Raw genomic sequence first — 24,156 nt, forward strand, 5'->3', positions numbered from 1 at the left:
CACTCCTATGTCTTCTTTTGTCGGAAATACATTTTGAGTGTACCACGAATGGCTTTTTTATTTGTCTAGCTTAATTTTACAATCGGCGATTTATAAAAAAGGAGGTTTAGTAATGGAGTATAAAATTATTGCAGATTCATGTTGTGATCTACCGTTAGCTTTTATAAAAAATAATGATATTGAAATTATAAATTTAATGATCAACCTTGACGGAAAAGATTTTGTGGATGATATGGGAGAGACTTTTGATAGAGATGCTTTTTTTGAGGCATTAAAAAACGGTGCAAAGGCTACTAGTTCCCAAGTCAACATTGGGACATTTATAGAAGTATTCAAAAAGTATGTTGTTAAAGGACAACCCATTATATTTTTAGGGTTATCTTCAGGTTTAAGCGGTTCTTACAATAACGCTTTAGCAGCTGTAGAAATGTTGAAAGAAACATACGAACAAGTAAACATAACCATTGTTGACAGTAAAGCAGCTTGCTTGGGGGAAGGGCTCCTAGTATATGAAGCTGTAAATAGAAAAAAAGAAGGTCAGTCTTTAGAAGAAGTTGTAACTTGGTTAGAAGACAATAAAATGAAACTTCATTCATGGGTAACAGTCGATGATATTAGGCATCTTGAACGCAGTGGGAGAATATCTTCAGTTTCAGCAACTCTTGGAAGTGTTTTGAATGTTAAGCCCATCATAGTTATGAATGAAAAAGGGGGCTTAGTTCCGTCCGCTAAAGTTAGAGGCAGAAAAAAATCATTACACTATTTAATTAATAAGACAGTTGAGGGTATAGTGGATCCGGAAAATCAGACCATTTTTATTGGCCATGTCGGTGTTCCAGAAGAAGCTGAATGGATCAAAAAAGAGATTGAATCAAAAATCAAGGTGAAAGATATACAAATACATCCATATGGTCCCACGATTGCGACACATACTGGATTTGGATCAGTTGCGCTTTTCTCATTTGGTGAAGTAAGAAAATAAACGCTATTTTTTAATTTAGTAAAGCCTTAATAAGTAAAATAACTTGTCGATATATTAATGAAAGTAGTTCTTACTTTTTTTATTGATCTGCGTATAATGTTAAGATTTCTTCATTATGTAAATGCTGCTAACAGAACAATTATTTTATTGAAAAAACGCTCTAAACGTTGATTTTCAAGAGTTTATAATTTGACAATGAGAGAAAGCTATGTTAAATTGAGCGTAGTTAAATAAAAAAATGGTTGGGGCATTTGCTTTCAAGGATATTTTCTTCAAGGGGTGAGAAGAGGATTTCTTAAGCGATGCTTTTTTTGTATTTTAAGGGGGTGTAAAGATGAGTTTGGAAGCAATTGAATATGTAAAAGCAGCAGAAGAGAGAGCCCGACAAATTGAAACTGATGGAGAAAAAAAAATTCAAGAAATCAATCAGTCCATTCAAGAAAAAATCAAAGAAAATGATCAAAATATGCAACAAGAATTATACGATTATGAAGCCAGTCAACAAGCTATTTATCGTGATCGTTTAGCAAAAGAAAAGCAAGCAGTTGATCAAGAATTATCTATTGAAATAGAAGCGATGCTTAAATCGGTAGAAAATAAACAAAACAGTGTTGTTGATCATATTGTAAAGGAGGTAAGCACTCACTATGGCAATAGCTAAAATGAAACAAATGACACTTTTAGCTGAACAAGGAAATAAAGATTCTGTTTTAAAAGCAGTACAAGAATTGCAAAAACTTGAATTGGTCGAGTTATCTACTCTAGAAGAACCAGAACTTCTTGATTATTATTCAACGGATACAGCCCCTAAAAAACGTGCTGTTTATGAAGAAAAGTTGAAGGAAATCCAAGGAGCATTACTTTTTTTGAACCAACATATTGCTAAACCAGGTATGATTGAAAAGTTGAAAAAAGGTCGTGAAGAGTATACTCTCGAAGAACTTGAAAAGCATATCGCTGATTCTAATCTTGATCAAACAATCGTTGAGTTAGAAAAAACAGAAAAAAGACTGGTTGAACTAGATCAGATGAAAAAAAATCTCACTGAAAAAGAAGAGTTTCTTCGAAAATGGCAGAATATGAATTTTAATCCTAATGATTTAAAATCATTTCATCTAATGTCAGGGACTGTTGGAAGCATAGCTTCTGGTAATGTTGAAGATTTTGAAGAAGCAGTCGAAGCAGTCGAAAACAGCTATTTAAAAAAGATATTTCATTATAAAGATGAAGCTTCCTATTTAATTTTAGTACCGTCAAATTTAGAATCTTTAATGGAAGAAGTTTTTGAACAATTTCAATTGTCAAGAATCGTTTATCCATATAAGATGGCGCCTCAAGATGAGTTGAAGACGGCGCTTAAAGAAATGAAGAATGTCCAAAAAGAGGAAAAAGAATCAAAAGATACAATAAAAACATTTAAAGAAAAAGCAAGAGAGCTGCAACTAGGTGAGGAATACTATTACAATCTAGTTGAAAGAGAAATTGGAAAAACCCTTTTGTTAAATGGTAATGACTTGTTTATTTTAAATGGCTGGTTAGAAGAGGAACGAATTCCTGAATTGAATAGCCTTTTAGACGAACATGTTGGGAAAGAAAGTTACGTTGTTATTGCAGATGAAATTAAATTTAGGGACTACGCTAAAGTGCCCGTCGTTTTAAAGAATAATAAATTGGTTAAACCTTTTGAAAGTATTACAGAAATGTACAGTATGCCAAAATACGATGATGTAGATCCTACGCCATTTATGATGCCTTTTTATTTTGTCTTTTTTGGAATGATGAGTGCAGATTTAGGTTATGGAATCTTGCTTTGGGTTGTAACTTTAGCCACATCTAAATTATTCAAGCTTGATAAGAGTATGAAAATCTTTATGCAACTCTTTCATTATTTATCTTATTCAGTAATTGTTTGGGGAGTCGTTTACGGAAGTTTCTTCGGGTACACCCTGCCATTCCAATTGTTGTCTATTACGAATGATGTAATCACTATCTTAATCTTATCTGTAGTATTTGGATTTATCCAATTGATTTACGGATTGATTTTAAATGGTGGTATAAAATGGCGTAAACAACAAAGAGCAGCCAGTTATATTGATGGGACAGCATGGGCTCTTATTCTATTAGGAGTTGGTCTTTTAGTGATCAATATGGCGTTATGGAATAATGAACTTATACAAACGATCTCTTATGTTGTGATCATTGCAAATGTCATTGGAATTATATTGATGACTATGTTGGCATCAGATAATAAAGCAGCAGGTTTTGGTTTAGGCCTTTACAATATTTATGGCGCAACCAATTACATTGGAGATATAGTAAGTTATACACGTTTGATGGCTCTAGGGGTTTCCGGTGGGAGTATTGCGGTAGCATTTAATTCTATTGTAGATATTTTCCCAACAGGATTAAAATTCACGATCGGTGCCTTATTATTTATTGTCTTACACGCATTAAACATTTTCTTAACGTATTTAAGTGCATATATCCATACAATAAGACTTCAATATGTTGAATTCTTCGGTAAATTTTACGAAGGAGGAGGAAGAGCGTTAAGTCCTTTTAAAACTTTTGAAAAACATATATATTTAAAAAATAGAACCAACAAATAAAAAAAATGAATGTTAATGGAGGAATTTTATAATGGAAAATTGGGTAACTTTTTTTAGTGAAAACGGTGGAATAGTATTTGCAGCTTTAGGTGTTGCTTTTGCTACATTATTTGCAGGAACAGGGTCAGCTAAAGGTGTCGGTATCGCTGGTGAAGCAGCAGCAGCTTTAACAACTGAACAACCAGAAAAATTTGGTCAATCTTTAATTTTGATGCTACTACCAGGTACACAAGGATTATATGGATTTGTTATTGCCTTCTTAATCTATTTAAACACTGGATTTGATACTAGTTTGGCTGAAGGTATGTACATGTTTATGGCTTCATTACCAATTGCTTTTACAGGACTAACCTCTGGTATAGCTCAAGGGCGCGTAGCAGCTGCAGGTATCCAAATTTTAGCAAAAAGACCAGAACATGCTACTAAAGGGATCGTATTTGCAGCGATGGTTGAAACGTATGCAATCTTAGGTTTCGTTATTTCATTCTTAATGATATTTAACGCTTAATAAAAACTATTCCATTTATATTAAAAAGAGAAAGAATGGAGGCGGGAAAATGTCAGATTTGAAATTATTAACGGATCGTTTAATTGAAAATAAAAAAGCTGAAGTGCAAGATAAAATAAAAAAAGCCGAAGCTGAAAAAGTGAAAATGCATACAGAAGCAGCTAATAAATTAGCTGCAGAAAAAACAAAACAATTAACTTTAATCGATTCTCGTTTGGCAAGACAATTTGAACAAGATAAGCATACGCTTCAAATCAATAAGAGAGATCAAATGCTTTCTGCAAAACAAAAAGTATTGAAAACTGTCTTTAACGAAGCTGAAGAACAAATGAATCAATGGACAGACTCAGAATTCCAACAATTTTTATTGAGGGTTTTACAGCAGCATAAAGATAGTAAATCCATCGAATTGATATTAGGTCAAAATTCGTTAGATAAAGTATCAACTGACTGGATCAGTAATACAGCTAAAAAAGTAGCTAATGTTCAATCTTCAAATGAGTTTATTTCTAAAAAGAATGGCTTTATTCTTAAAAAGAGTGGGATACAATACAATTATTTATTTGATGAATTGATCAAAGACATTAAAGGCGAACTTGTTTCATCAGTTTCAAAAAAATTATTTGATTAAAAAAGGAGAGGAAATAATGGAATCAACAGACTTTGTTGGCGCAAATACACGTGTTCGTGTATATGAGAGCAGTCTCCTTAGAAATGATCAATATGAACGGATGCTACAAGCAAGTAATTTTGAAGAAGCGGTAAATTTGTTAAAAGATACTCCTTACCGAAATGATGTTGAAGAGTTAAAGGAGACTAAAAATTACGATACGCTATTGATGAATGAGTTGCAGTCTGTCTATACTGATTTATTTAAAATTACTCCTAATCATGATTTAATTGAGTTGTTTTCATTGCGCTATTCTTATCATAATTTGAAAGTTTTATTGAAAGAAAAAGTCACCGGAGAAAATTTTGAATCATTGCTTATAAATATTGGTAAAGAACCTATTTCAGTATTAAGACAAGCTATTGAAACGAAAAGATCGAATGATTTGGATGAAGATTATTTAATCAGTATCAAAGAGGCAACGGATGATTATGAGGAGTATAAAAATAGTCAATCTATCGATATCATTCTTGATCGCCGTTACTTTACTCATTTAAGACATATTGCAGAAAAGATAAACGATGCTAAAATTTTAGATATAGTAACTTTTTATATTGATATGAATAATTTATCTACTTTAACAAGAGCTATCCGTCAGAAAAGAACGCGTAATTTTTTAACAACCATTCTATCTAGCTCAGGAACGATACCGAAAGATCAACTTGTCCAAATAGGATCAGATGATTTAGTTAATGCAGGAAAAAAACTTGCCGAATCTAAATATAAAACTATTATTCTAGCGTCAATCAATGGTCAAACAAATGAATTGTCGCCTGAAAAAATAGATTTAGAAACGGATAACGCTTTTATTGATCTAATAAAAGCTGCTAAACTTGAAGTTTTTGGACCATTACCAATTATCGCTTATCTCTATGCTAAAGAAAATGAAGTGAAAAATTTAAGACTGATTTTAGTTGGCAAAGAGAATAATCTTCCAATTTCAGCTATTAGAGAAAGGATGCGAATAAACTATGTCTCATAAAATCGGTGTGGTCGGAGATAAAGATTCTATCCTACCATTTAAAATATTAGGTTTTGATGTCTTTTTCGCATCTGAAGCTAAAGAAGCTAGAAAAACGGTCGATCGTTTAGCATCAGAAAATTATGGTGTTATCTATTTGACGGAACCATTAGGCAAATTGATTCCAGATACTATAAAACGATACGATGAATTGATTTCACCCGCTATCATACTGATTCCAAATCATTTGGGATCACTAGATATCGGTAAAAACCGTATTCAAGAAAATGTTGAAAAAGCGGTTGGACAAAATATTTTATAGGAGGTTACGAGTTTGAAAATAGGAAGAATCGTTAGTGTTTCTGGTCCTTTAGTTACTGCTGAAGGAATGGAAGAAGCAAATATTCAAGATATTTGTAAAGTCGGAAAACTAGGCTTAATCGGCGAAATTATTGAAATGCGCGGCAATGTAGCCTCTATTCAAGTTTATGAAGAAACATCCATGATTGGACCTGGGGAACCAGTTGAAACTACAGGAGATGCGTTATCTGTTGAATTAGCACCCGGAATGATCGCACAAATGTTTGATGGGATCCAACGTCCTTTAGATAAATTTATGGAAAAGACAGAAAGTAACTATTTAGTTAGAGGAGTAAGTATCGAACCGTTAGATCGTTCAAAAAAATGGGAGTTTACACCAACTGTTAAAATTGGACAAAAAGTTTCTACAGGCGATATCGTAGGTTCTGTTCCAGAGACTAAGGTTATTTCTCATAAAATCATGGTTCCACATGGTATCGAAGGAACGATAAAAACAATTGAACAAGGTCAATTTACTATCCATGATACTATTTATAGTATCGAAACGGATGAAGGCGTAAAAGAATTCAATATGATGCAAAAATGGCCTGTTCGACAAGGTCGTCCAACCGCTAAAAAGTTAAATCCAGTTGAGCCAATGGTAACAGGACAACGTGTTATTGATACACTATTTCCAGTAGCTAAAGGAGGATCAGCAGCTGTACCGGGTCCTTTTGGTGCAGGTAAAACAGTTGTTCAACACCAAATCGCTAAATGGGCTGATGTTGACTTAGTTGTTTATGTAGGTTGCGGCGAACGTGGAAATGAAATGACTGACGTAATCAATGAATTTCCAGAGCTAATTGATCCTAATACGGGTGAATCTATCATGGAAAGAACTATTTTGATTGCTAATACTTCTAATATGCCTGTTGCGGCTCGTGAAGCTTCGATTTATACAGGTATCACCATTGCCGAATATTTCCGAGATATGGGTTACAGTGTAGCTATCATGGCGGACTCAACTTCTCGTTGGGCAGAAGCTTTACGTGAAATGTCTGGTCGTTTAGAAGAAATGCCAGGGGATGAAGGTTATCCAGCATACCTAGGTAGTCGTATTGCAGAATACTATGAACGTGCAGGTAAAGTGATCACTTTAGGTTCTGAGGGACGTGAAGGCAGTATAACAGCTATTGGAGCAGTATCCCCTCCAGGAGGAGATACATCTGAACCAGTAACACAAAATACATTACGAGTAGTAAAAGTATTCTGGAGTTTGGATAATTTATTAGCTCAAAAACGTCATTTTCCATCTATTGATTGGCTAACTTCTTATTCACTATATTCTAATGAATTGAATGAATATATTGGGAAATCTTTAGGTAAAGATTGGTCAAATATGGTTACAAGAACAAAATTACTTCTGCAAGACGAATCTGAATTGGAAGAAATTGTTCGATTAGTAGGGGTAGATTCTTTATCAGAAAAAGACCGTTTGAAATTAGAAACGGCTAAAATGATTCGTGAAGATTTTCTGCAACAGAATGCTTTTGATGATGTAGATACTTATACATCAAGAGAAAAACAATACGAAATGTTGGCCACTATCTTGAATTTTGAAGATGAAGCAAGAGCTGGTATGGAACTTGGTGCTTATTTTGCTGAAATCAAAAAGGGTACGGCAGCTGCTCGTGAGCAGATTGCTAAATCTAAATACTTCCCTGAAGATCAAATTGCTAAATTTGAAGTGTTAAGAAATGACATCAAAGAGGCTGTTCATGAAGTTGTTTCAGAAGGAGGTATGGAAACAAATGCTTAAAGAATATCGTACAATAAATGAAGTCGTAGGACCCTTGATGGCTGTTGAAGGCGTAGAAGGTGTTAAGTACGATGAGTTAGTTGAAATACAAATGCAAAATGGTGAAAAAAGACGTGGACAAGTTCTTGAAATCAATGGCGATAAAGCAATGGTTCAAATTTTTGAGGGATCAAGTGGAATCAACTTGCAAGATACTAAAGTTCGTTTTCTTGGAAGACCTTTATCTTTAGATGTTTCTGAAGATATGGTTGGACGTGTTTTTGATGGAATGGGACGCGTGAATGATGGTGGTCCAGAATTGATTCCTGAAAAAACATTGGATATCAATGGTGAAGCAATCAATCCTATGGCACGTGACTATCCAGATGAATTTATCCAAACGGGCATTTCTTCTATTGATCACTTGAATACATTGGTTCGTGGACAAAAGTTACCAGTATTTTCAGGTTCTGGTCTGCCACACAAAGAATTAGCCGCACAAATTGCTCGACAAGCTACTGTTAAAAATTCTGATGAAAAGTTTGCTGTTGTATTTGCAGCTATTGGGATCACTTTTGAAGAAGCTGAGTTCTTTATGGAAGACTTCCGTAAAACAGGAGCTATCGACCGTTCTGTTATGTTCGTTAATTTAGCAGATGATCCAGCTATTGAAAGAATCGCAACACCTAAAATGGCATTGACTGCAGCTGAATATTTGGCCTATGAAAAAGACATGCACGTATTAGTTATCATGACTGATATGACAAACTATTGTGAAGCATTGCGTGAAATTTCAGCAGCCAGACGTGAAGTTCCAGGTCGTCGTGGTTACCCAGGATATCTATATACAAACTTGGCTACCTTATATGAACGCGCTGGTCGTTTAGTAGGTGGAAAAGGATCAGTCACACAAATTCCTATTTTAACAATGCCGGAAGATGATAAAACACATCCAATTCCTGATTTAACTGGATATATCACAGAAGGTCAATTGATATTGTCACGTGATTTATATAATAGTGGTGTTCAACCTCCAATCGATGCATTGCAATCTCTTTCCCGTCTAAAAGACAAAGGAACTGGTGAAGGCAAAACGAGAAAAGATCATGCCGCTACGATGAATCAACTATTCGCTGCTTATGCCCAAGGAAAACAAGCTAAAGAATTGGCAGTTGTTCTAGGAGATTCAGCATTATCAGAAGAAGATAAAATGTTTGCAGAATTTGCGAATCGCTTTGAAAAAGAATATGTAAACCAAGGGAACTATACAAATCGTACAATTGATGAGACTCTGGATCTAGGATGGGAATTACTATCTATTCTGCCAAGAACTGAATTGAAACGAATTAAAGACGATATGTTAGACGAATACCTGCCGAAAGGGGAGTAAGTCTAAATGGTGAAATTAAATGTCAACCCTACAAGGATGGAACTAGCGACATTAAAAGCTAGACTAAGTACAGCAACTCGGGGACACAAATTATTAAAGGATAAGCAAGATGAACTGATGAGACAATTTATCTTACTAGTTCGGAAAAATAATGATTTGCGTACAGAAGTTGAAGCAAAGTTAACAAAAGCTATGCAGTCTTTCGTTATGGCAAAAGCGTTATTGAATGAAAAATTTATTGAAGAATTAATAGTTATTCCACCTAGAAGTGTCAGTCTTGACCTTTATGAAAAAAACATTATGAGTGTAAAAGTACCAGTAATGAATTTTAACTACGCGGATGATGAAGAATCAGACGAAATATTCTATGGCTACTTAAACTCTAACAGTGAGTTAGATACATCAATTGAGCAAATGTCGAATGTAATGGTGCAACTATTAGAATTATCTGAAATAGAAAAAACATGTCAATTAATGGCTAATGAAATAGAAAAGACTCGTCGTCGAGTTAATGCTCTTGAATATATGACGATTCCTCGTTATGAAGAAACCATTTATTTCATACAAATGAAATTAGATGAAAGTGAAAGAGCAGCAATCACTCGTTTAATGAAAGTTAAGGATATGGGTTAAGAAAGTGAAAAATAGACGTTGGATCAAGGATAGAATTCTTGGTTCAACGTTTTTTTGGTGAAAGATAAATTGGTATAGCTTGAAAAGAAGATAGAAAAGGATAAAAGTAAATATCTGAGAAATAAAAAACTATAAGAAAATGAAATTTTATGCTAAACTGGAGAATAAGTTATCTTTAACAGATAAAAAAGAGAAGCAATTTAGATTGTTGAGGTGTCTATAATGGGTCAAAAATTTTCATTTGAGATCGTGGAAGAATTAGCTGTCCTTTCTGAGAACGCTAAAGGTTGGCGCAAAGAATTAAATTTAGTGCGTTGGAATGAGAATTCCCCTAAATTCGACATTCGTGACTGGAGTCCTGACCATGAGAAGATGGGAAAAGGCGTTACATTAACAAATGAAGAATTAGCTGTTTTTAAACAATTTTTAAATGCTTAAACAAAATGAAATTTGTTGAATTTGGTTAATGGGTAAGGAATATTTTGAATATTTTGATGATAGGAAGGATTTTGACATGACTGAACGGGGACTTTTAATTGTTCTTTCTGGACCATCTGGAGTAGGAAAAGGGACAGTAAGACAGGCAATATTTGAGAGTGACGACAATGATTTTGATTATTCAATTTCAATGACAACTCGAAAAAAAAGAGTAGGCGAAAGAGATGGAATAGATTACTTTTTCAGTACCAAAGAAGAATTTGAAGCTTTGATTGAAAGTGGAGGATTATTAGAATATGCTGAATATGTAGGAAACTACTATGGGACTCCTCTTGGATATGTTGAAAAAACGTTACAAAGCGGTAAAGACGTATTTTTAGAAATAGAAGTTCAAGGAGCCCTTCAAGTTCGTGAAAAAATGCCTGAAGGAATATTTATCTTTTTAACACCACCAGATTTAAAAGAACTAAAATCACGCATCATTGGTCGTGGAACAGACGAAATGGCTATAATCGAACAACGTATGGCAAAAGCAATTGAAGAAATTGATTTAATGCGTTATTATGACTATGCGGTTGAAAATGATAAAGTTGAAAATGCTGTAAGAAAAATCAAGCAAATTATTGAAAGTGAACACTTAAAAGTTTCACGCGTTATACAACGTTATAAAAAAATGATTGAGGAGCTGTAAAATCATGATGTTAGAACCATCTATTGATAGTTTATTAGAAAAAATTGAGTCAAAGTATTCATTGGTCACACTAGCAAGCAAAAGAGCACATGAACTTGATGGAGGTTCTATGCCAATGTTAGAAAAATACCAGTCACACAAAAATGTTGGACGTGCTTTAGAAGAAATTAATAATGGCGATTTAGTTATTGATCCATCAACTGTCGGACCAGAAGAATAAAATAGCCAATTAAAAGTGCTTCAAAGTAAGAAATCTCTTACTTTGAAGCACTTTTGTGTTGAAAAGTAATGAATTAGAATGGTTTAATACTAAGAATTATAGGATAGTTAAGACAAATGCTCCTATTTCTAGTAAAATATTAAAGAAGAGAAACAGCACTAAGTTCGAGGCTCTATCAGGAGGGATGCCAGTTGTTAAAAGGGAAAAAAGTAGTTGTGTATGTTACCGGAGGAATCGCAGTCTATAAAGCTGCTGATTTGGTAAGACGCTTAATAAAAGCAGGAGCTACAGTAAGAGTAGCAATGACAAAGTCTGCAACAGAATTTGTTACACCACTGACCTTTCAAATACTAAGTAAACACCATGTCTATATTGATACATTTGATGAACGCGAAGGAGATAAAGTCAGTCATATCTATTTAGCAGATTGGTCAGACTTAGCAATTGTGGCACCAGCCACAGCCAATAGTCTAGCTAAAATAGCCAATGGTATTGCTGATAATTTTGTTTCTACTGCGTTATTGGCTACGACAGCACCTATTTTTATTGTGCCTACTATGAATCAGCATATGCTTGAAAATGCAGCAACTATAAGGAATATTCAAGTGTTAGAAAATGATGGACATTTCATTATGGAACCTGACACTGGTTTTTTGGCTGAGGGATATGAAGGGAAGGGCCGCTTTCCTGATCCAAGTGAGATCATCGATACGATCCAAGGTTTTTTATTGAACTTAGAAAAGAATTTACCATTAAAAAATCAAAAAGTCGTAATAACAGCAGGTGGAACAAAAGAAAGAATCGATCCTGTTCGATATATTACAAATGATTCTTCAGGTAAAATGGGATACAGTTTAGCAGTTGCTGCACGCAATTTAGGAGCAGAAGTTTACTTGATTTCTACTTCTAAGGTACTAAAGACACCTTATGGGGTGACTTTAGTATCCGTTGAAACGGCTGAACAAATGCATCAAGCTGTAAATGCTGAGTTTGAAAAAGCCGCAATCGTTATTATGGCTGCTGCTGTATCAGATTATCGACCAAGTCATATTTCAAATAAAAAAATCAAGAAAAATGAACAAGAAATGGTTCTTCGATTAGTGAAAAATACCGATATATTAGCTACTCTAGGCAATCAGAAAAAAGATCAATTTTTAATTGGTTTCGCTGCTGAAACGCATAATATTCAAGAATATGCTAAAGATAAGCTGATAAAGAAAAAAGCTGATATGATCGTAGCTAATGATGTATCTAAACCAAATGCAGGGTTTAATAAAGATACAAATGAAGTATCTATTTTTATGATGGATGAAGAACCAATTGAATTAACAGTAAACAGTAAACAAGCAATAGCCGAAGAAATTTTAGCAATTGCGCTTACTAAAATGAAAAAATAAAGGTGTGAGAATGAGTGGTTTCAATTGCTAAAGTAATTGTGGATGTTCCAACAATGCAAACGAACAAGCCTTATGATTATCGTGTTCCAGAAGAACTCGAGCAAGATATTGTTCAAGGAATGCGTGTGGCAGTTCCTTTTGGTAAGGGAACAAGACAAGTCCAAGGCTTTGTTGTAGAGATTACTCACTCAACAGATTATGAAGGCGAGTTAAAGCCTATTACGGGCTTAATGGATCTAACGGCAGTTCTTGACGAAGAAATGCTGTTGTTAGGAAGAGCAATGGCTCAAAAGACTTACGCTTTTCAAATAACATGTTACCAAACAATGTTGCCGGCTATTTTAAAAGCAAAATATGAAAAGAAGATCCGATTGATCGATGAGATACCTGAAGACCTATTTTTTAAATTATTCAGAGGGAAAAATGAAATCAGTTGGGATGAAGCTGAAGAGAAAGCTATCTTGCCTGAGCTCATTGATTTGAAGAAAAAAGATGCAGTCGAAGTCGTTTATGAAGTGAAAAATCAAGCAAAGACCAAAAAGAAAAGAATGCTCAAAGCTAATTTATCCTTTGAACAATTAGAAAATGAAAAAATCGCTTTAGGAAAAAGAGGTCCTAAACAACGGTTACTTTTAGAAGTTTTGCAGTCGCTAAATGATCAAACAACTAGTGTGAGCGAACTCACTACAAATACGGAACTTACGGCAGCAGATATTCGGGTAGGCGGAAAGAAAGAGTGGTTATCGATTAATGAAGTCGAAGTTTATCGTGATCCATTTAAAAATCATTCGTTTAAACAGACGGTGTCTTTCCAACTGAATGAGGGACAAGAAAAGGCGATAATTCCTATCCTGAAAGCCGTAACTGAGGAGCGACCTGAAGTATTCTTGTTAAAGGGAGTGACTGGCAGCGGTAAAACTGAAATTTATTTACAGACCATTGCTCAAACACTTCAAAATAATAAAAGTGCTTTGATGTTGGTGCCTGAAATAGCTTTGACTCCTCAAATGGTCAATCATTTTAAAGGTCGATTCGGAGAAGAAGTAGCCGTACTGCACAGTGGTTTATCTGTTGGTGAAAAATATGATGAGTGGCGAAAAATTGAACGTGGCGAAGCACGTGTGGTAGTAGGTGCCCGTTCATCTATTTTTGCACCGGTTAAAAATATCGGAGTCATCATTATTGATGAAGAACATGAAGCAACGTATAAGCAAGATGAAAATCCTAGATATCATGCTAGAGATGTAGCAATTTGGAGAGCGAATCACCATCATTGTCCAGTCATTTTGGGAAGTGCTACGCCGTCATTAGAATCAAGAGCTAGAGCTCAAAAAAAAGTCTATACACTTTTGGAATTGCCGACTCGAGTCAATAAAAAAGAATTACCTGCTGTTGAGATCGTGGACATGAGAGAAGAAGTCAAACAAGCAAACCGCAGTAGTTTTTCAATTGTTTTACAAGAAAAAATTCGTGATCGGATAGAAAAAAAAGAACAAATCGTTTTGTTATTGAATCGACGTGGCTATTCTTCGTTCGTTATGTGCCGGGATTGCGGATTTGTTCTGCCTTGTCCAAATTGTGATATCTCACTGACACTGCATATGGATACTAAGACAATGAAATGCCATTATTGTGGTCATGAGGAAAAAATACCGCATACTTGTCCAAGCTGCAAAGGAAATAAAATTCGGTATTATGGTACTGGAACACAAAAAATCGAAGAAGAGCTAAAAGATGTCATACCAGAAGCAAAAGTGATCCGAATGGATGTTGATACAACAAGAAAAAAAGGGGCACATGAAAAATTACTAAACGCTTTTGGAAATGGCGAAGCAGATATTTTATTAGGAACACAAATGATTGCAAAAGGGTTAGATTTTCCAAATATTACACTTGTTGGTGTTCTGAATGCCGATACAGGATTAGGTTTGCCCGATTTTAGAGCCAGTGAGCGGACATTTCAGCTGTTAACACAAGTAAGTGGACGTGCCGGGAGAGCTGAATTGACCGGTGAAGTAATTGTTCAGACCTTTAATCCTGAACATTATGCGATCCAGCTGGCCAAAGAGCACGATTACGACGCATTTTACAAAAAAGAGATGTCAATGAGGCGTCGCGGAAACTATCCACCTTATTTTTATACGATTCTGATCACGACTAGTCACGAAGAAGAACTTGCAGCAGCGAAAAAAATGCAACAAATCGTTCAATTCATTAAACCACAATTACAGCCTGAAACAATCATGTTAGGTCCAACGCCAAAAGCGGTTGCCCGCATGAATAATCGCTATTATTATCAAACAATCATTAAGTACAAGAGTGAACCACATTTAAAAGCAGTTTTACAAACGGTTTTAATGGAATCTCAAAAAGAAATGGCTAAAGGTTTGCAAATTGCGATTGACTCTGAGCCGATGAATTTCATTTAACTGGTAAAACGCTATTAGTTGAAGAAACGAAAAGAAAGAAGGCGAATCATGTCTGTATTATCAATTCTAAAATACCCTGATCCAATGCTTACTACTCCTACAAAAGAAGTAGATGGAATTACAGATGAAATTATTCAATTATTAGAGGATATGTATGAAACAATGGTTGCCAGTGATGGAATTGGGATTGCAGCCCCGCAAGTAAACAGCAATCTTAGACTAGCGATAGTAGAAATTGATGAAGAATCGGGATTGTTTGAAATGATCAATCCACGTATCATACACTCAACAGGAGAGACAATCGATGTAGAAGGCTGCTTGAGCTTTCCAGAAATATATGGAACAATAAAAAGAGCAGATACAATTGTTTTAAGATACTATGATCGTAATGGGGACGAATATGAAGTAGAAGCAGATGACTACCTCTCACGTGCTTTTCAGCATGAGTTAGAACACTTAGATGGCAAGTTGTTTACTGATAAAATTATTCAAAAAATCAAACCAGAAGATTTAGAAACTTATATGGAGGCGAATTTAGAATGATAAAAATCATATTTATGGGAACTCCTGCTTTTTCAGTTCCAATACTTGAAGCATTGATTGATTCCGAGTATCAAGTGGTAGCTGTTGTTACTCAACCAGATAGACCAGTAGGCAGAAAAAGAGTATTGCAAGCCTCACCAGTTAAAGCTGCTGCTCTTGAGCATGGTTTACCTATATTTCAACCGGAAAAGATCTCAGGTTCATCTGAAATGGATGCACTCATCGCACTAGAACCTGACTTGATCGTTACAGCTGCATTTGGTCAATTTTTGCCGCAAAAATTATTATCTGTTCCTAAATACGGAGCTATCAATGTGCATGCTTCTTTGTTGCCCAAGTACCGTGGTGGAGCACCAGTCCACTATGCTCTGATGAAGGGAGAAAAAGAAACTGGGGTCTCTATTATGTACATGGAGAAAAAAATGGATGCAGGAGATATAATCGCACAGAAATCATTAGAAATTTCTAGAGATGATGATGTCGGAACGTTATTTGATCGTTTAAGTGCATTAGGTAAAGACTTATTGATGGAAACTTTACCGAAATTATTAGCAGGAGATATTACGCCAGTAAAACAAAACGAAGCGGAAGTTACTTTTTCACCTAACATTAAACGCGAAGAAGAAGAGGTAGATTGGACCAAAACAGCAACTGAAGTTGATTATCAAGTTCGCGGCATGCGTCCTTGGCCAGTAGCCTATACTGTAGCAGAGGGGAAAAGGCTGAAGTTATGGGATGTGACGCCTACTGAAGAAAAAACAACTGCTTCTCCCGGAACCATTATACGGATTGAAAAAGAAGCACTCTATTTAGCTTGCGGGAATCAGACAGTTGTAAAAATAAATGAAGTTCAACCAGCTGGAAGAAGTAAAATGACTATCATGGCTTTTTTAACTGGAGTGGGAAGCCAACTAAAAGTTGGAGAAAAGGTAGGGTCAAATGGAAAATAATGAAAATCTGCAAAAAAGAAATGTTAAAAAGACAAGCCGTTATTTAGCTATGTCAATCTTAGAACGAACAGATAAGATGGGTTCGTATTCAAATTTACTGATCAATGAAGCAATCCAAAAAAATAATTTAAGTGCGGCAGATGCACGCTTGTTAACCGAATTGGTATATGGCGTATTGCAACGGAAATTAACGTTGGATTTTTATTTAGCCCCTTTTTTAAATGAAGATAAAAAAATTGATGCATGGGTCCGGAATCTATTAAGATTGTCCATCTATCAAATGATTTATTTAGATAAAATACCGGTTCATGCAATTTTGTTTGAAGCTGTTGAAGTAGCTAAGAAAAAAGGCCATATCGGGATCAGTAAATTTATTAATGGTGTATTGAGAAACGCTGATCGTAAAGGCTTCCCCAGCACTGAAATGATTGAAGATCCTATCGAACGATTGAGTATCGAGTTAAGCATGCCAAGGTGGTTAGTCGAAAGATTCACTGCAGATATTGGGTTGGAAGAAACTAAAAAAATGGGTGAGTCTTTACTTCGTCCCAGTCATGCAAGTGCACGAGTGAATGGAAAATTCTTAACGGTTGCAGAAGCACTGAAAGCCATGGAAGAAGAAGGCTTTGATGTTCGCAAAAGTACCATTTCTACAGTTGGTATAATCAGTGATGGCGGACATTTTGCCTCATCACCTTTATTTCAATCTGGGCAGTTAACGATTCAAGATGAATCTTCTCAACTAGTTGCGCCTATTTTACAATTAGAGCCGCATCACCAAATTTTAGATGCGTGTGCTGCTCCAGGTGGGAAAACAACTCATATTGCTTCTTACTTATCTGCTGAAGAGGGTGGAAAAGTGACAGCACTCGATCTGCATGAACATAAAGTAGCTTTGATTACTGAAAATGCTAAAAGAATGCATGTAGAAGATGTTGTAACAGCAATGAAATTGGATGCCAGAAATGTAGATCAAGTGTTTACGGATGAACAGTTTGATCGTATATTAGTAGATGCTCCTTGTTCTGGTTTAGGGTTAATGAGACGTAAACCAGATATCAAATATACTAAGAAGGAAAAAGATTTATTAAACTTACAAAGAGTACAACTTGGTATTTTGGAACAAGTAGCTCCAAAATTAAAAGTAGGTGGACTTTTAGTTTATAGTACCTGTACAATAACAAATGAGGAAAATAAAGAAACAGTCGAGAAATTCCTAGCTTCTCATTTAGACTTTGAACAAGCTCCTATAATGGTTGAAGAACCGCTATCTGAATGTTTGAAAGATGGATCTCTTCAAATTTATCCACATGATTTTGGAACAGATGGCTTTTTTATTAGTTGCTTAAGAAAAATACAGAAATAACTTACTCAAGAGCTGGTACAAGTATAACGGGAAGTTTCCTTTTCCCGTTTGATTTTTTTTAAGCACTTATATTTCTGTATCATTTCACTAAGGCTTGAATAAGCAAGCCTTAGTGAAATGATACAGAGCATTAATAATGAAATTTAACTCGAAATAAATTATTGAAGGGTATGAGGTAGAACAATGGAAGTTGTATTTCGCAGTGATACAGGCAAGAAGAGAAAAAACAATCAAGATTTTGTAGGTTACTTTATAAATAAAAAAAATATTATTCTAGCTATTCTTTGTGATGGAATGGGCGGGCATCGAGGTGGGGATGTTGCTAGCGAAATGGCTGTTTCTCATTTAGGGCATTCATGGGAAGAATCAGATCTTCAGGATGCTGAGCAAATCACACAATGGATGTTGACACGTATTAGTCTTGAAAACAAACGTATCTTGGAGAAATCACGTCAATTTTCTGATTTAGAAGGAATGGGGACCACACTTGTAGCTGCAGCACTGGTCAACAACGAATTCGTTATTGCGAATATTGGTGATAGCAGAGGATACCACTACACTGCTGGGCGCTTAAATCAAGTAACTGAAGACCACTCTCTAGTAAATGAACTAGTGAAAAGCGGCGAGATTTCTTTAGAAGCTGCTGAAAATCATCCTAGAAAAAACGTATTGACCCGCTCATTGGGTGTGACGGAGGAAATCGATATCGATGTAACTATTCTACCAGCATTACCTAACGATCAAATGTTGCTTTGTTCAGATGGATTAACAAATATGGTCAAGGATCAAGATATAAAAAATATTTTAAGTGCTCAAAAATCAGCGCAAGAAAAAGTTGAAACGTTGATAGCGATGGCTAATGAACGTGGAGGATACGATAATATAACCATCATATTGGTACATACAAAAACAGAAGGGGGGGATAACAATCATGGAAAAGGGGAAGAAACTGAACGGCCGTTATAAAATAATTAGATCAGTCGGTTCTGGCGGCATGGCAAATGTTTACCTTGCAAGAGATCTTATCTTAGAAAGAGATGTTGCAGTTAAGGTGTTGCGTTTTGACTTTAGAGATGATCAAAATACGATTCGACGATTCAAACGGGAAGCTTTGGCCGCTACAGAATTGATTCATCCTAATATTGTGAGTGTGTATGATGTTGGAGAAGAAGAAAATAACCAATATATTGTCATGGAGTATATTAAAGGAATGGATCTAAAGCATTATATCCATAGCAATTTCCCTATACCCTACCAAAAAGTTCTTGATATTATGAGACAAATTCTTGCAGCTGTTGAAGAAGCTCATAAAAATCGCATTATTCATAGAGATTTAAAGCCTCAAAATGTTTTAATAGATGAGTCAGGAGTCGTCAAGATAACCGATTTTGGAATAGCAGTAGCGTTATCTCAAACGTCTATTACTCAAACAAATTCTTTATTGGGATCGGTCCATTATCTTTCTCCAGAACAAGCAAGAGGAGGAATGGCAACTAACCAATCAGATATCTATTCATTAGGTATTATTTTATATGAATTGTTAACTGGTAATGTTCCTTTTGAAGGAGAGTCTGCAGTATCGATTGCTTTAAAGCATTTTCAAGAGTCGCTGCCATCGGTAAAAGATTTTGATCATCGTATTCCGCAGTCTTTAGAAAACGTTGTACTTAAAGCAACTGCAAAAGAAACGATTGACAGGTATCGTTCAGTACAAGAAATGGCTTCTGATTTGGAGACCTCTTTATCGCCTCAAAGAATCAAGGAATCAAAATTTATTCCAGCTAGCCTGATGGAGAAGACAAAAATATTGCAACCAATTATTCCTGTAGCACCTACCGCAATTGTTGATGTCGAAGAAAAAGCACCTGATCCTAAAAATAAAAAACAAAATAATGAAATAAATAAAGATACAAAGCCAAAGAAAAAACAGCGGAAAATATTTTGGCTTACATTATTATTGCTTTTGCTTATTATTACAGGAAGCATGGTTGCGTTTGCCCTTACGGCTCCTAAAGATGTTTTAATACCAGATGTTGCAGGAATGTCAAAAGAAGAAGCTGAAAATGCCCTTTTAGCGGTCGATTTGTACGTTAATACAACTATTATAGAGACAAGCGAAGACGTTAAAGAAGGCCTGGTTACGAGAACTGATCCAGAAGTGGATTCAAGTGTTAAAGAAGAAACGGATGTCAATTTGTACATCAGTTCTGGGAAAGAGACTGTTTCATTTAAAGATTATACAGGTGAACCTTATGAAGAAGTTCGAGCAGAACTTATAGAGCAAGGATTTATTACTAAACGGATAGATGAAAGTAGTAATACTTTCTCAGAAGGTTCGATCATTGAACAAAGTATAGACGAAGACGAAGAAGTTGTTCCTAGTGAAACAACAGTGACGTTAACAGTTAGTACCGGTGAAGCAAAATTTGAGATGAAAGATTTGACAGGATATTCTGAAAAAGGCGTGCAAGATTATGCGAATGAGAAAGGGCTGACAGTCACTATAAATAAAGATTATTCTGGCGAAGTTTCAGAAGGTCAAGTCATCTCACAGGATCCACCCACAGGAGAATTGTTGTCTAGTGGTGCTTCTATTTCAGTCGTGATCTCATTGGGAGAAAAACCGGAACAAACATTTTCAAAAACGGTAACTATCCCTTATGCTGAACCAAAAACGAATGAATCAGAAAAAGCAGAGTCTGAGTCTGGAAAAAAAGCAGAAAGCGGCTCACAAGAATCGACTCCTATACCAAATGAAGTTGTCATTTATATTGAAGATAACGAACACACCTTAGAAGATGAATTTCAAAAATTTACGATCACAGAAGATTTCGAAACGGTGATTCCATTTGTTCTTCAAGAAGGCGATACTGGGACTTATCGTATTGAACGTGATGGAGAAGTTATAGAAGAAAATACTAAAGTTACAGCTGAATAAAAATTAATGGATCAAAGAACTGATTTCAAGTTCTTTGATCTTTTTTTGTATGTAAGAAATATGGCTTATGTGATTAAAATCTTGCTTTCTTGAGATTCATTCAGTAGAGTAGAACTGAGAACACGTATTAGGAGGGATTTTATTGCCGGAAGGTCAAATTAGAAAAGCATTGAGTGGCTTTTATTATGTTTATTATAAAGGCGAAACCTATCAGACCAGAGGTAGAGGGAACTTTCGGAAAAGAGATTTGACGCCTTTAGTTGGCGACTATGTTTTATTTGAAAGTGGGAATTTAAAAGAAGGTGTCGTAAAAGAACTATTGCCTAGAAAAAATGAATTAGTCCGGCCGCCGGTAGCGAATGTTGATATAGGTGTAGTAGTAATGTCAGCTATTGAACCGAATTTTTCAACTAATTTATTAGACCGCTTTTTGGTCACTTTAGAAAGTAAAGGGATCCAAGCCGTTATCTATGTTAGTAAAATTGATTTATTATCGAGTGAAACGCTCCAAGAAATTAAAGAAAAACAGCAAGCTTATGAAAAAATCGGCTATCCCATTATTGTACCTGAAAAAGAAGATAATAAAAAAGCATTAGAAGAATTAGTTTCTTATTTTCCTGGGAAATTAACTGTTTTTATGGGGCAATCTGGAGCTGGCAAGTCAACATTGTTGAACAGTATTGCACCTGATTTACTATTAAAGACTGCTGAAATTTCAAGCGCGCTTGGAAGAGGGAAACATACAACAAGACACGTTGAATTATTGCCTTTATACGATGGACTAGTGGCTGATACACCAGGTTTTAGTTCAATCGATTTTTTAGAACTTGAAGCTGAAGAACTCTCGGCTTGTTTCCCTGATTTTGTTGAGGTACAAGATGAATGCCGATTCAGAGGGTGTATGCATAAAAAGGAACCGGGATGTCAAGTGAAAAAAGATGTCGAATTAAAAAAGATACCAGAGTACCGGTATCAACATTACTTGCAATTTTTAAATGAAATTGAAAGTCGTAAACCAAGGTATAATAATAAAGACAAGAAATGAGGACGAAAAAATGAAACTAGCACCATCTATTTTGAGCGCAGACTTTGCAAATTTAGCAAGAGATATTCGTTTATTGGAAGAGGGAGGAGCAGATTATATCCATGTTGATGTGATGGATGGACATTTTGTACCTAATATTACGTTTGGAGCGGATACGGTAGCTGCTATCCGTCCGGTAACAAAATTACCTTTAGATTGTCATTTGATGGTAGAGTACCCAGAACATTACATTGAAAATTTTGCTAAAGCTGGCGCAGATATTATTACAGTGCATGCTGAAAGTACACCTCATATTCATCGCGTTATTCAATTAATAAAAGATCAAGGTGTTAAAGCGGGGATCGCCGTTAATCCAGGCACGCCGATCGAATCATTGATCCATGTATTAGGACTAGTTGATTTAGTTTTAGTTATGACAGTCAACCCAGGTTATGGTGGACAAAGTTTTATCCCTGAAACACTTAAAAAAATAAAAACAGCAAAAGAGTTGAAAGAAAGAGAAGGTTATACTTATGAGATTCAAGTTGATGGGGGAATAGCTGAACAGACTGCTAAACAATGCAAAGAAGCGGGAGCATCTGTTTTTGTAGCAGGTTCTTACATTTATAATGCGGAAGATCCTAAAAGTCAAATGGCTTTATTGATGGATGCGGTAAGCTAGGATGGAACAGCAACTTGCAATCATGGTTGGTGGACCTTATGAACGCATACCAGTATTAAAAGATGTTAATTCAAAAGAACTCATTTGGATAGGTGTCGATAGAGGAACAGTGCGTTTATTGGAACAAGGAATTGTTCCTAAGATAGCTTTAGGTGATTTTGATTCTGTTACAAAAGAGGAATTAAAAAAAATCAAGAATAAAGTTGCTGATGTCCGGGTTTATCAAGCCGAAAAAGATGAGACGGATACAGAGTTGGCTGTCCGAGTTGCTTTTGACGAATTTAAACCAACTAAGGTTTTTATTTACGGAGGCACTGGGGGGAGAATAGATCATTTATTAAATAATATTTATATGGTGTTCCAACCGAAGATCTTCCAGCAAGCAGCTAAAATCTGTTTGGTAGATGTTCAAAATACCATCTCCTACTTCTTACCCGGTACACATACAATAACAAAGGAACAAGATAAAGAGTATCTTGCATTTATTTGTTTATCTGCAGTAGAGCAATTGTCAATAAAAGATGCAAAGTATCGATTAGAAAATGTGGATTTTGCTTACCCAGTTTCTTTGGCAAGCAATGAATTTATTGCAGATAAAGTGACTTTCTCCTTTAAATCGGGAATAATAGCGGTCATTCAAAGTAAAGATGACGAGTCAAAAGAATAAAAGTAATTTAGGTGAATGTAAAAGTAAACAAATAAAAAAAACCTTTTCCATAACGATGGGAAAGGTTTTTTTTTAAGTAAAATTATACGCGTGCAATTTTACCAGATTTAAGTGCTCGAGTTGATACCCAAACTTTTTGAGGTGAACCGTCAATCATGATACGAACTTTTTGCAAGTTAGCACCCCAAGTACGTTTTGATTTGTTCATAGCGTGAGAGCGGTTATTTCCGCTTCTTGCTTTACGTCCTGTAATTGCACATTCTTTAGCCATTAGTCTTTCCTCCTTTGCCGATATATCGAAGCAAAGCTTCAATCAATACTCATACTTCAATAATTTATCATAATTTAGTTGCCTTTGCAAGAACTTCTTTCAAGGAAATTTACTTGACAGCCTTTTATTGTTTGCCTAGTGTTAGTTTAGATGAGGAGAAGGATAGAGAAACTTTGTTTTTCTTTTCTTATTTAGTCTGCTATGATAAAATATAGAGTAGTAATTTATGGCTTGCTAGCCAAGAGGAGGATTTTTAACATGGCAGTTAAAATCAAAACACAATTTGGAACAATCGATATCTCAAACGAAGTCATTGCGACTGTTGTTGGGGGCGCTGCAACTGAAATTTTTGGAATCGTTGGTATGGCAAGTAAAAGTCAAATAAGGGATAATTTAAATGATATACTAAAAAAAGAAAACTATTCACGTGGCGTTATCGTTCGTCAAGAAGAGAATGGTGTAGCAGTTGATATTTATATTATTGTAAGTTATGGAATAAAAATTTCTGAAGTTAGTCGTAATGTACAAGAAATTGTAAAATACAATTTGGAAACAATGCTAGGTGTCACCGCTAATACTGTAAATGTTTATGTTCAAGGTGTTCGCGTATTAAATGACTAATAAGGACTTATCAAAGAAGAAATAGTTACTATTACTTTATTGAAAAGTAACTAAGGAGGATATATGTA

Annotated in this window: 25 protein-coding genes; 24 read left to right on the plus strand and 1 reads right to left on the minus strand. The window is 35.3% G+C overall.

The features are described from left to right. Positions 1-112 precede the first annotated feature (112 nt). The 23 genes from BR50_RS10275 to BR50_RS10385 all read left to right on the plus strand — a co-directional run bounded on the left by BR50_RS10275 (position 113) and on the right by BR50_RS10385 (position 23,196). Entirely contained in the window at positions 113-982 is an 870-nt protein-coding gene (locus BR50_RS10275; protein ID WP_034548449.1) for a DegV family protein, read from the plus strand. A gap of 334 nt (positions 983-1,316) precedes the next feature. Beyond that, positions 1,317-1,643, plus strand: a complete 327-nt coding sequence (locus tag BR50_RS10280) for a hypothetical protein (protein ID WP_034548451.1) — start codon at positions 1,317-1,319, stop codon at positions 1,641-1,643. After that, complete coding sequence (locus tag BR50_RS10285; protein WP_034548453.1) at positions 1,630-3,591, plus strand: V-type ATP synthase subunit I; 1,962 nt, start codon at positions 1,630-1,632, stop codon at positions 3,589-3,591. Before BR50_RS10280 ends, BR50_RS10285 begins: the two co-directional genes overlap by 14 nt. A 31-nt stretch (positions 3,592-3,622) precedes the next feature. Continuing rightward, complete coding sequence (locus tag BR50_RS10290) at positions 3,623-4,099, plus strand: V-type ATP synthase subunit K (protein ID WP_034548454.1); 477 nt, start codon at positions 3,623-3,625, stop codon at positions 4,097-4,099. Between the two features lie 49 nt (positions 4,100-4,148). Next, complete coding sequence (locus BR50_RS10295; protein ID WP_034548455.1) at positions 4,149-4,730, plus strand: V-type ATP synthase subunit E; 582 nt, start codon at positions 4,149-4,151, stop codon at positions 4,728-4,730. A 16-nt stretch (positions 4,731-4,746) separates the two neighbouring features. Beyond that, positions 4,747-5,751: a V-type ATP synthase subunit C gene (locus BR50_RS10300; RefSeq protein WP_034548457.1), complete on the plus strand. Its 1,005-nt coding sequence runs from the start codon at positions 4,747-4,749 to the stop codon at positions 5,749-5,751. After that, positions 5,741-6,052: a V-type ATP synthase subunit F gene (locus BR50_RS10305; RefSeq protein ID WP_034548458.1), complete on the plus strand. Its 312-nt coding sequence runs from the start codon at positions 5,741-5,743 to the stop codon at positions 6,050-6,052. The genes BR50_RS10300 and BR50_RS10305 overlap by 11 nt, the downstream gene beginning before the upstream one ends. A 12-nt stretch (positions 6,053-6,064) precedes the next feature. After that, complete coding sequence (locus BR50_RS10310; RefSeq protein WP_034548460.1) at positions 6,065-7,849, plus strand: V-type ATP synthase subunit A; 1,785 nt, start codon at positions 6,065-6,067, stop codon at positions 7,847-7,849. Beyond that, on the plus strand, positions 7,842-9,218 hold the full coding sequence (locus BR50_RS10315; RefSeq protein WP_034548461.1) for a V-type ATP synthase subunit B: 1,377 nt from the start codon (positions 7,842-7,844) through the stop codon (positions 9,216-9,218). Before BR50_RS10310 ends, BR50_RS10315 begins: the two co-directional genes overlap by 8 nt. 6 nt (positions 9,219-9,224) lie before the next feature. Then, positions 9,225-9,851: a V-type ATP synthase subunit D gene (locus BR50_RS10320; RefSeq protein ID WP_034548462.1), complete on the plus strand. Its 627-nt coding sequence runs from the start codon at positions 9,225-9,227 to the stop codon at positions 9,849-9,851. A gap of 222 nt (positions 9,852-10,073) precedes the next feature. After that, positions 10,074-10,289 (plus strand): YdbC family protein, encoded by a 216-nt coding sequence (locus BR50_RS10325; protein ID WP_034548463.1) that lies wholly within the window; start codon positions 10,074-10,076, stop codon positions 10,287-10,289. Between the two features lie 76 nt (positions 10,290-10,365). After that, positions 10,366-10,980 carry a guanylate kinase gene (gmk, locus tag BR50_RS10330; protein ID WP_034548465.1) on the plus strand — a complete coding sequence of 205 codons (615 nt, stop codon included), beginning with the start codon at positions 10,366-10,368 and terminating at the stop codon, positions 10,978-10,980. Between the two features lie 4 nt (positions 10,981-10,984). Next, on the plus strand, positions 10,985-11,200 hold the full coding sequence (gene rpoZ, locus BR50_RS10335) for a DNA-directed RNA polymerase subunit omega (protein WP_034548466.1): 216 nt from the start codon (positions 10,985-10,987) through the stop codon (positions 11,198-11,200). A 191-nt stretch (positions 11,201-11,391) separates the two neighbouring features. Then, positions 11,392-12,597 (plus strand): bifunctional phosphopantothenoylcysteine decarboxylase/phosphopantothenate--cysteine ligase CoaBC, encoded by a 1,206-nt coding sequence (gene coaBC / locus BR50_RS10340; RefSeq protein WP_034548468.1) that lies wholly within the window; start codon positions 11,392-11,394, stop codon positions 12,595-12,597. Between the two features lie 14 nt (positions 12,598-12,611). Further along, complete coding sequence (gene priA / locus BR50_RS10345) at positions 12,612-15,026, plus strand: primosomal protein N' (RefSeq protein WP_034548469.1); 2,415 nt, start codon at positions 12,612-12,614, stop codon at positions 15,024-15,026. Positions 15,027-15,074: 48 nt separating this feature from the next. Next, entirely contained in the window at positions 15,075-15,569 is a 495-nt protein-coding gene (gene def, locus BR50_RS10350; protein WP_034548471.1) for a peptide deformylase, read from the plus strand. Then, complete coding sequence (gene fmt, locus BR50_RS10355; RefSeq protein WP_034548472.1) at positions 15,566-16,519, plus strand: methionyl-tRNA formyltransferase; 954 nt, start codon at positions 15,566-15,568, stop codon at positions 16,517-16,519. Before def ends, fmt begins: the two co-directional genes overlap by 4 nt. Then, a complete protein-coding gene (gene rsmB / locus BR50_RS10360) occupies positions 16,509-17,885 on the plus strand; it encodes a 16S rRNA (cytosine(967)-C(5))-methyltransferase RsmB (RefSeq protein ID WP_034548473.1) in 1,377 nt (458 codons plus the stop codon). The genes fmt and rsmB overlap by 11 nt, the downstream gene beginning before the upstream one ends. A gap of 183 nt (positions 17,886-18,068) precedes the next feature. Continuing rightward, positions 18,069-18,851, plus strand: a complete 783-nt coding sequence (locus BR50_RS10365) for a Stp1/IreP family PP2C-type Ser/Thr phosphatase (RefSeq protein WP_034548474.1) — start codon at positions 18,069-18,071, stop codon at positions 18,849-18,851. Further along, entirely contained in the window at positions 18,817-20,823 is a 2,007-nt protein-coding gene (pknB, locus tag BR50_RS10370; protein ID WP_034548475.1) for a Stk1 family PASTA domain-containing Ser/Thr kinase, read from the plus strand. Before BR50_RS10365 ends, pknB begins: the two co-directional genes overlap by 35 nt. Positions 20,824-20,959: 136 nt before the next feature. Continuing rightward, complete coding sequence (gene rsgA, locus BR50_RS10375; RefSeq protein ID WP_170206186.1) at positions 20,960-21,868, plus strand: ribosome small subunit-dependent GTPase A; 909 nt, start codon at positions 20,960-20,962, stop codon at positions 21,866-21,868. A 10-nt stretch (positions 21,869-21,878) separates the two neighbouring features. After that, positions 21,879-22,529 carry a ribulose-phosphate 3-epimerase gene (gene rpe, locus BR50_RS10380; RefSeq protein ID WP_034548477.1) on the plus strand — a complete coding sequence of 217 codons (651 nt, stop codon included), beginning with the start codon at positions 21,879-21,881 and terminating at the stop codon, positions 22,527-22,529. A 1-nt stretch (position 22,530) separates the two neighbouring features. Further along, on the plus strand, positions 22,531-23,196 hold the full coding sequence (locus tag BR50_RS10385; RefSeq protein WP_034548478.1) for a thiamine diphosphokinase: 666 nt from the start codon (positions 22,531-22,533) through the stop codon (positions 23,194-23,196). 82 nt (positions 23,197-23,278) lie between these two features. Here BR50_RS10385 and rpmB read toward each other — a convergent pair whose 3' ends face one another. Further along, on the minus strand, positions 23,279-23,467 hold the full coding sequence (gene rpmB / locus BR50_RS10390) for a 50S ribosomal protein L28 (RefSeq protein ID WP_034548479.1): 189 nt from the start codon (positions 23,465-23,467) through the stop codon (positions 23,279-23,281). A 258-nt stretch (positions 23,468-23,725) separates the two neighbouring features. On the opposite strand from rpmB, the gene BR50_RS10395 reads away from it, so the two are divergent. After that, the gene (locus BR50_RS10395) at positions 23,726-24,088 is read left to right on the plus strand and encodes an Asp23/Gls24 family envelope stress response protein (protein ID WP_034548481.1); all 363 of its coding nucleotides are present in this window, start codon (positions 23,726-23,728) and stop codon (positions 24,086-24,088) included. Positions 24,089-24,156 lie beyond the last annotated feature (68 nt).

The organism is Carnobacterium alterfunditum DSM 5972 (assembly GCF_000744115.1).
Classification (GTDB): Bacteria; Bacillota; Bacilli; order Lactobacillales; family Carnobacteriaceae; genus Carnobacterium_B; species Carnobacterium_B alterfunditum.

Excerpts from the sequence above, each read along its gene's own strand:
- BR50_RS10275 (WP_034548449.1), top strand. The coding sequence starts at position 113 with ATGGAGTATAAAATTATTGCAGATTCATGTTGTGATCTACCGTTAGCT.
- BR50_RS10280 (WP_034548451.1), top strand. The coding sequence starts at position 1,317 with ATGAGTTTGGAAGCAATTGAATATGTAAAAGCAGCAGAAGAGAGAGCC.
- BR50_RS10285 (WP_034548453.1), top strand. The coding sequence starts at position 1,630 with ATGGCAATAGCTAAAATGAAACAAATGACACTTTTAGCTGAACAAGGA.
- BR50_RS10290 (WP_034548454.1), top strand. The coding sequence starts at position 3,623 with ATGGAAAATTGGGTAACTTTTTTTAGTGAAAACGGTGGAATAGTATTT.
- BR50_RS10295 (WP_034548455.1), top strand. The coding sequence starts at position 4,149 with ATGTCAGATTTGAAATTATTAACGGATCGTTTAATTGAAAATAAAAAA.
- BR50_RS10300 (WP_034548457.1), top strand. The coding sequence starts at position 4,747 with ATGGAATCAACAGACTTTGTTGGCGCAAATACACGTGTTCGTGTATAT.
- BR50_RS10305 (WP_034548458.1), top strand. The coding sequence starts at position 5,741 with ATGTCTCATAAAATCGGTGTGGTCGGAGATAAAGATTCTATCCTACCA.
- BR50_RS10315 (WP_034548461.1), top strand. The coding sequence starts at position 7,842 with ATGCTTAAAGAATATCGTACAATAAATGAAGTCGTAGGACCCTTGATG.
- BR50_RS10320 (WP_034548462.1), top strand. The coding sequence starts at position 9,225 with ATGGTGAAATTAAATGTCAACCCTACAAGGATGGAACTAGCGACATTA.
- BR50_RS10325 (WP_034548463.1), top strand. The coding sequence starts at position 10,074 with ATGGGTCAAAAATTTTCATTTGAGATCGTGGAAGAATTAGCTGTCCTT.
- gmk (WP_034548465.1), top strand. The coding sequence starts at position 10,366 with ATGACTGAACGGGGACTTTTAATTGTTCTTTCTGGACCATCTGGAGTA.
- rpoZ (WP_034548466.1), top strand. The coding sequence starts at position 10,985 with ATGATGTTAGAACCATCTATTGATAGTTTATTAGAAAAAATTGAGTCA.
- def (WP_034548471.1), top strand. The coding sequence starts at position 15,075 with ATGTCTGTATTATCAATTCTAAAATACCCTGATCCAATGCTTACTACT.
- fmt (WP_034548472.1), top strand. The coding sequence starts at position 15,566 with ATGATAAAAATCATATTTATGGGAACTCCTGCTTTTTCAGTTCCAATA.
- rsmB (WP_034548473.1), top strand. The coding sequence starts at position 16,509 with ATGGAAAATAATGAAAATCTGCAAAAAAGAAATGTTAAAAAGACAAGC.
- BR50_RS10365 (WP_034548474.1), top strand. The coding sequence starts at position 18,069 with ATGGAAGTTGTATTTCGCAGTGATACAGGCAAGAAGAGAAAAAACAAT.
- pknB (WP_034548475.1), top strand. The coding sequence starts at position 18,817 with ATGGAAAAGGGGAAGAAACTGAACGGCCGTTATAAAATAATTAGATCA.
- rpe (WP_034548477.1), top strand. The coding sequence starts at position 21,879 with ATGAAACTAGCACCATCTATTTTGAGCGCAGACTTTGCAAATTTAGCA.
- BR50_RS10385 (WP_034548478.1), top strand. The coding sequence starts at position 22,531 with ATGGAACAGCAACTTGCAATCATGGTTGGTGGACCTTATGAACGCATA.
- rpmB (WP_034548479.1), bottom strand. The coding sequence starts at position 23,467 with ATGGCTAAAGAATGTGCAATTACAGGACGTAAAGCAAGAAGCGGAAAT.
- BR50_RS10395 (WP_034548481.1), top strand. The coding sequence starts at position 23,726 with ATGGCAGTTAAAATCAAAACACAATTTGGAACAATCGATATCTCAAAC.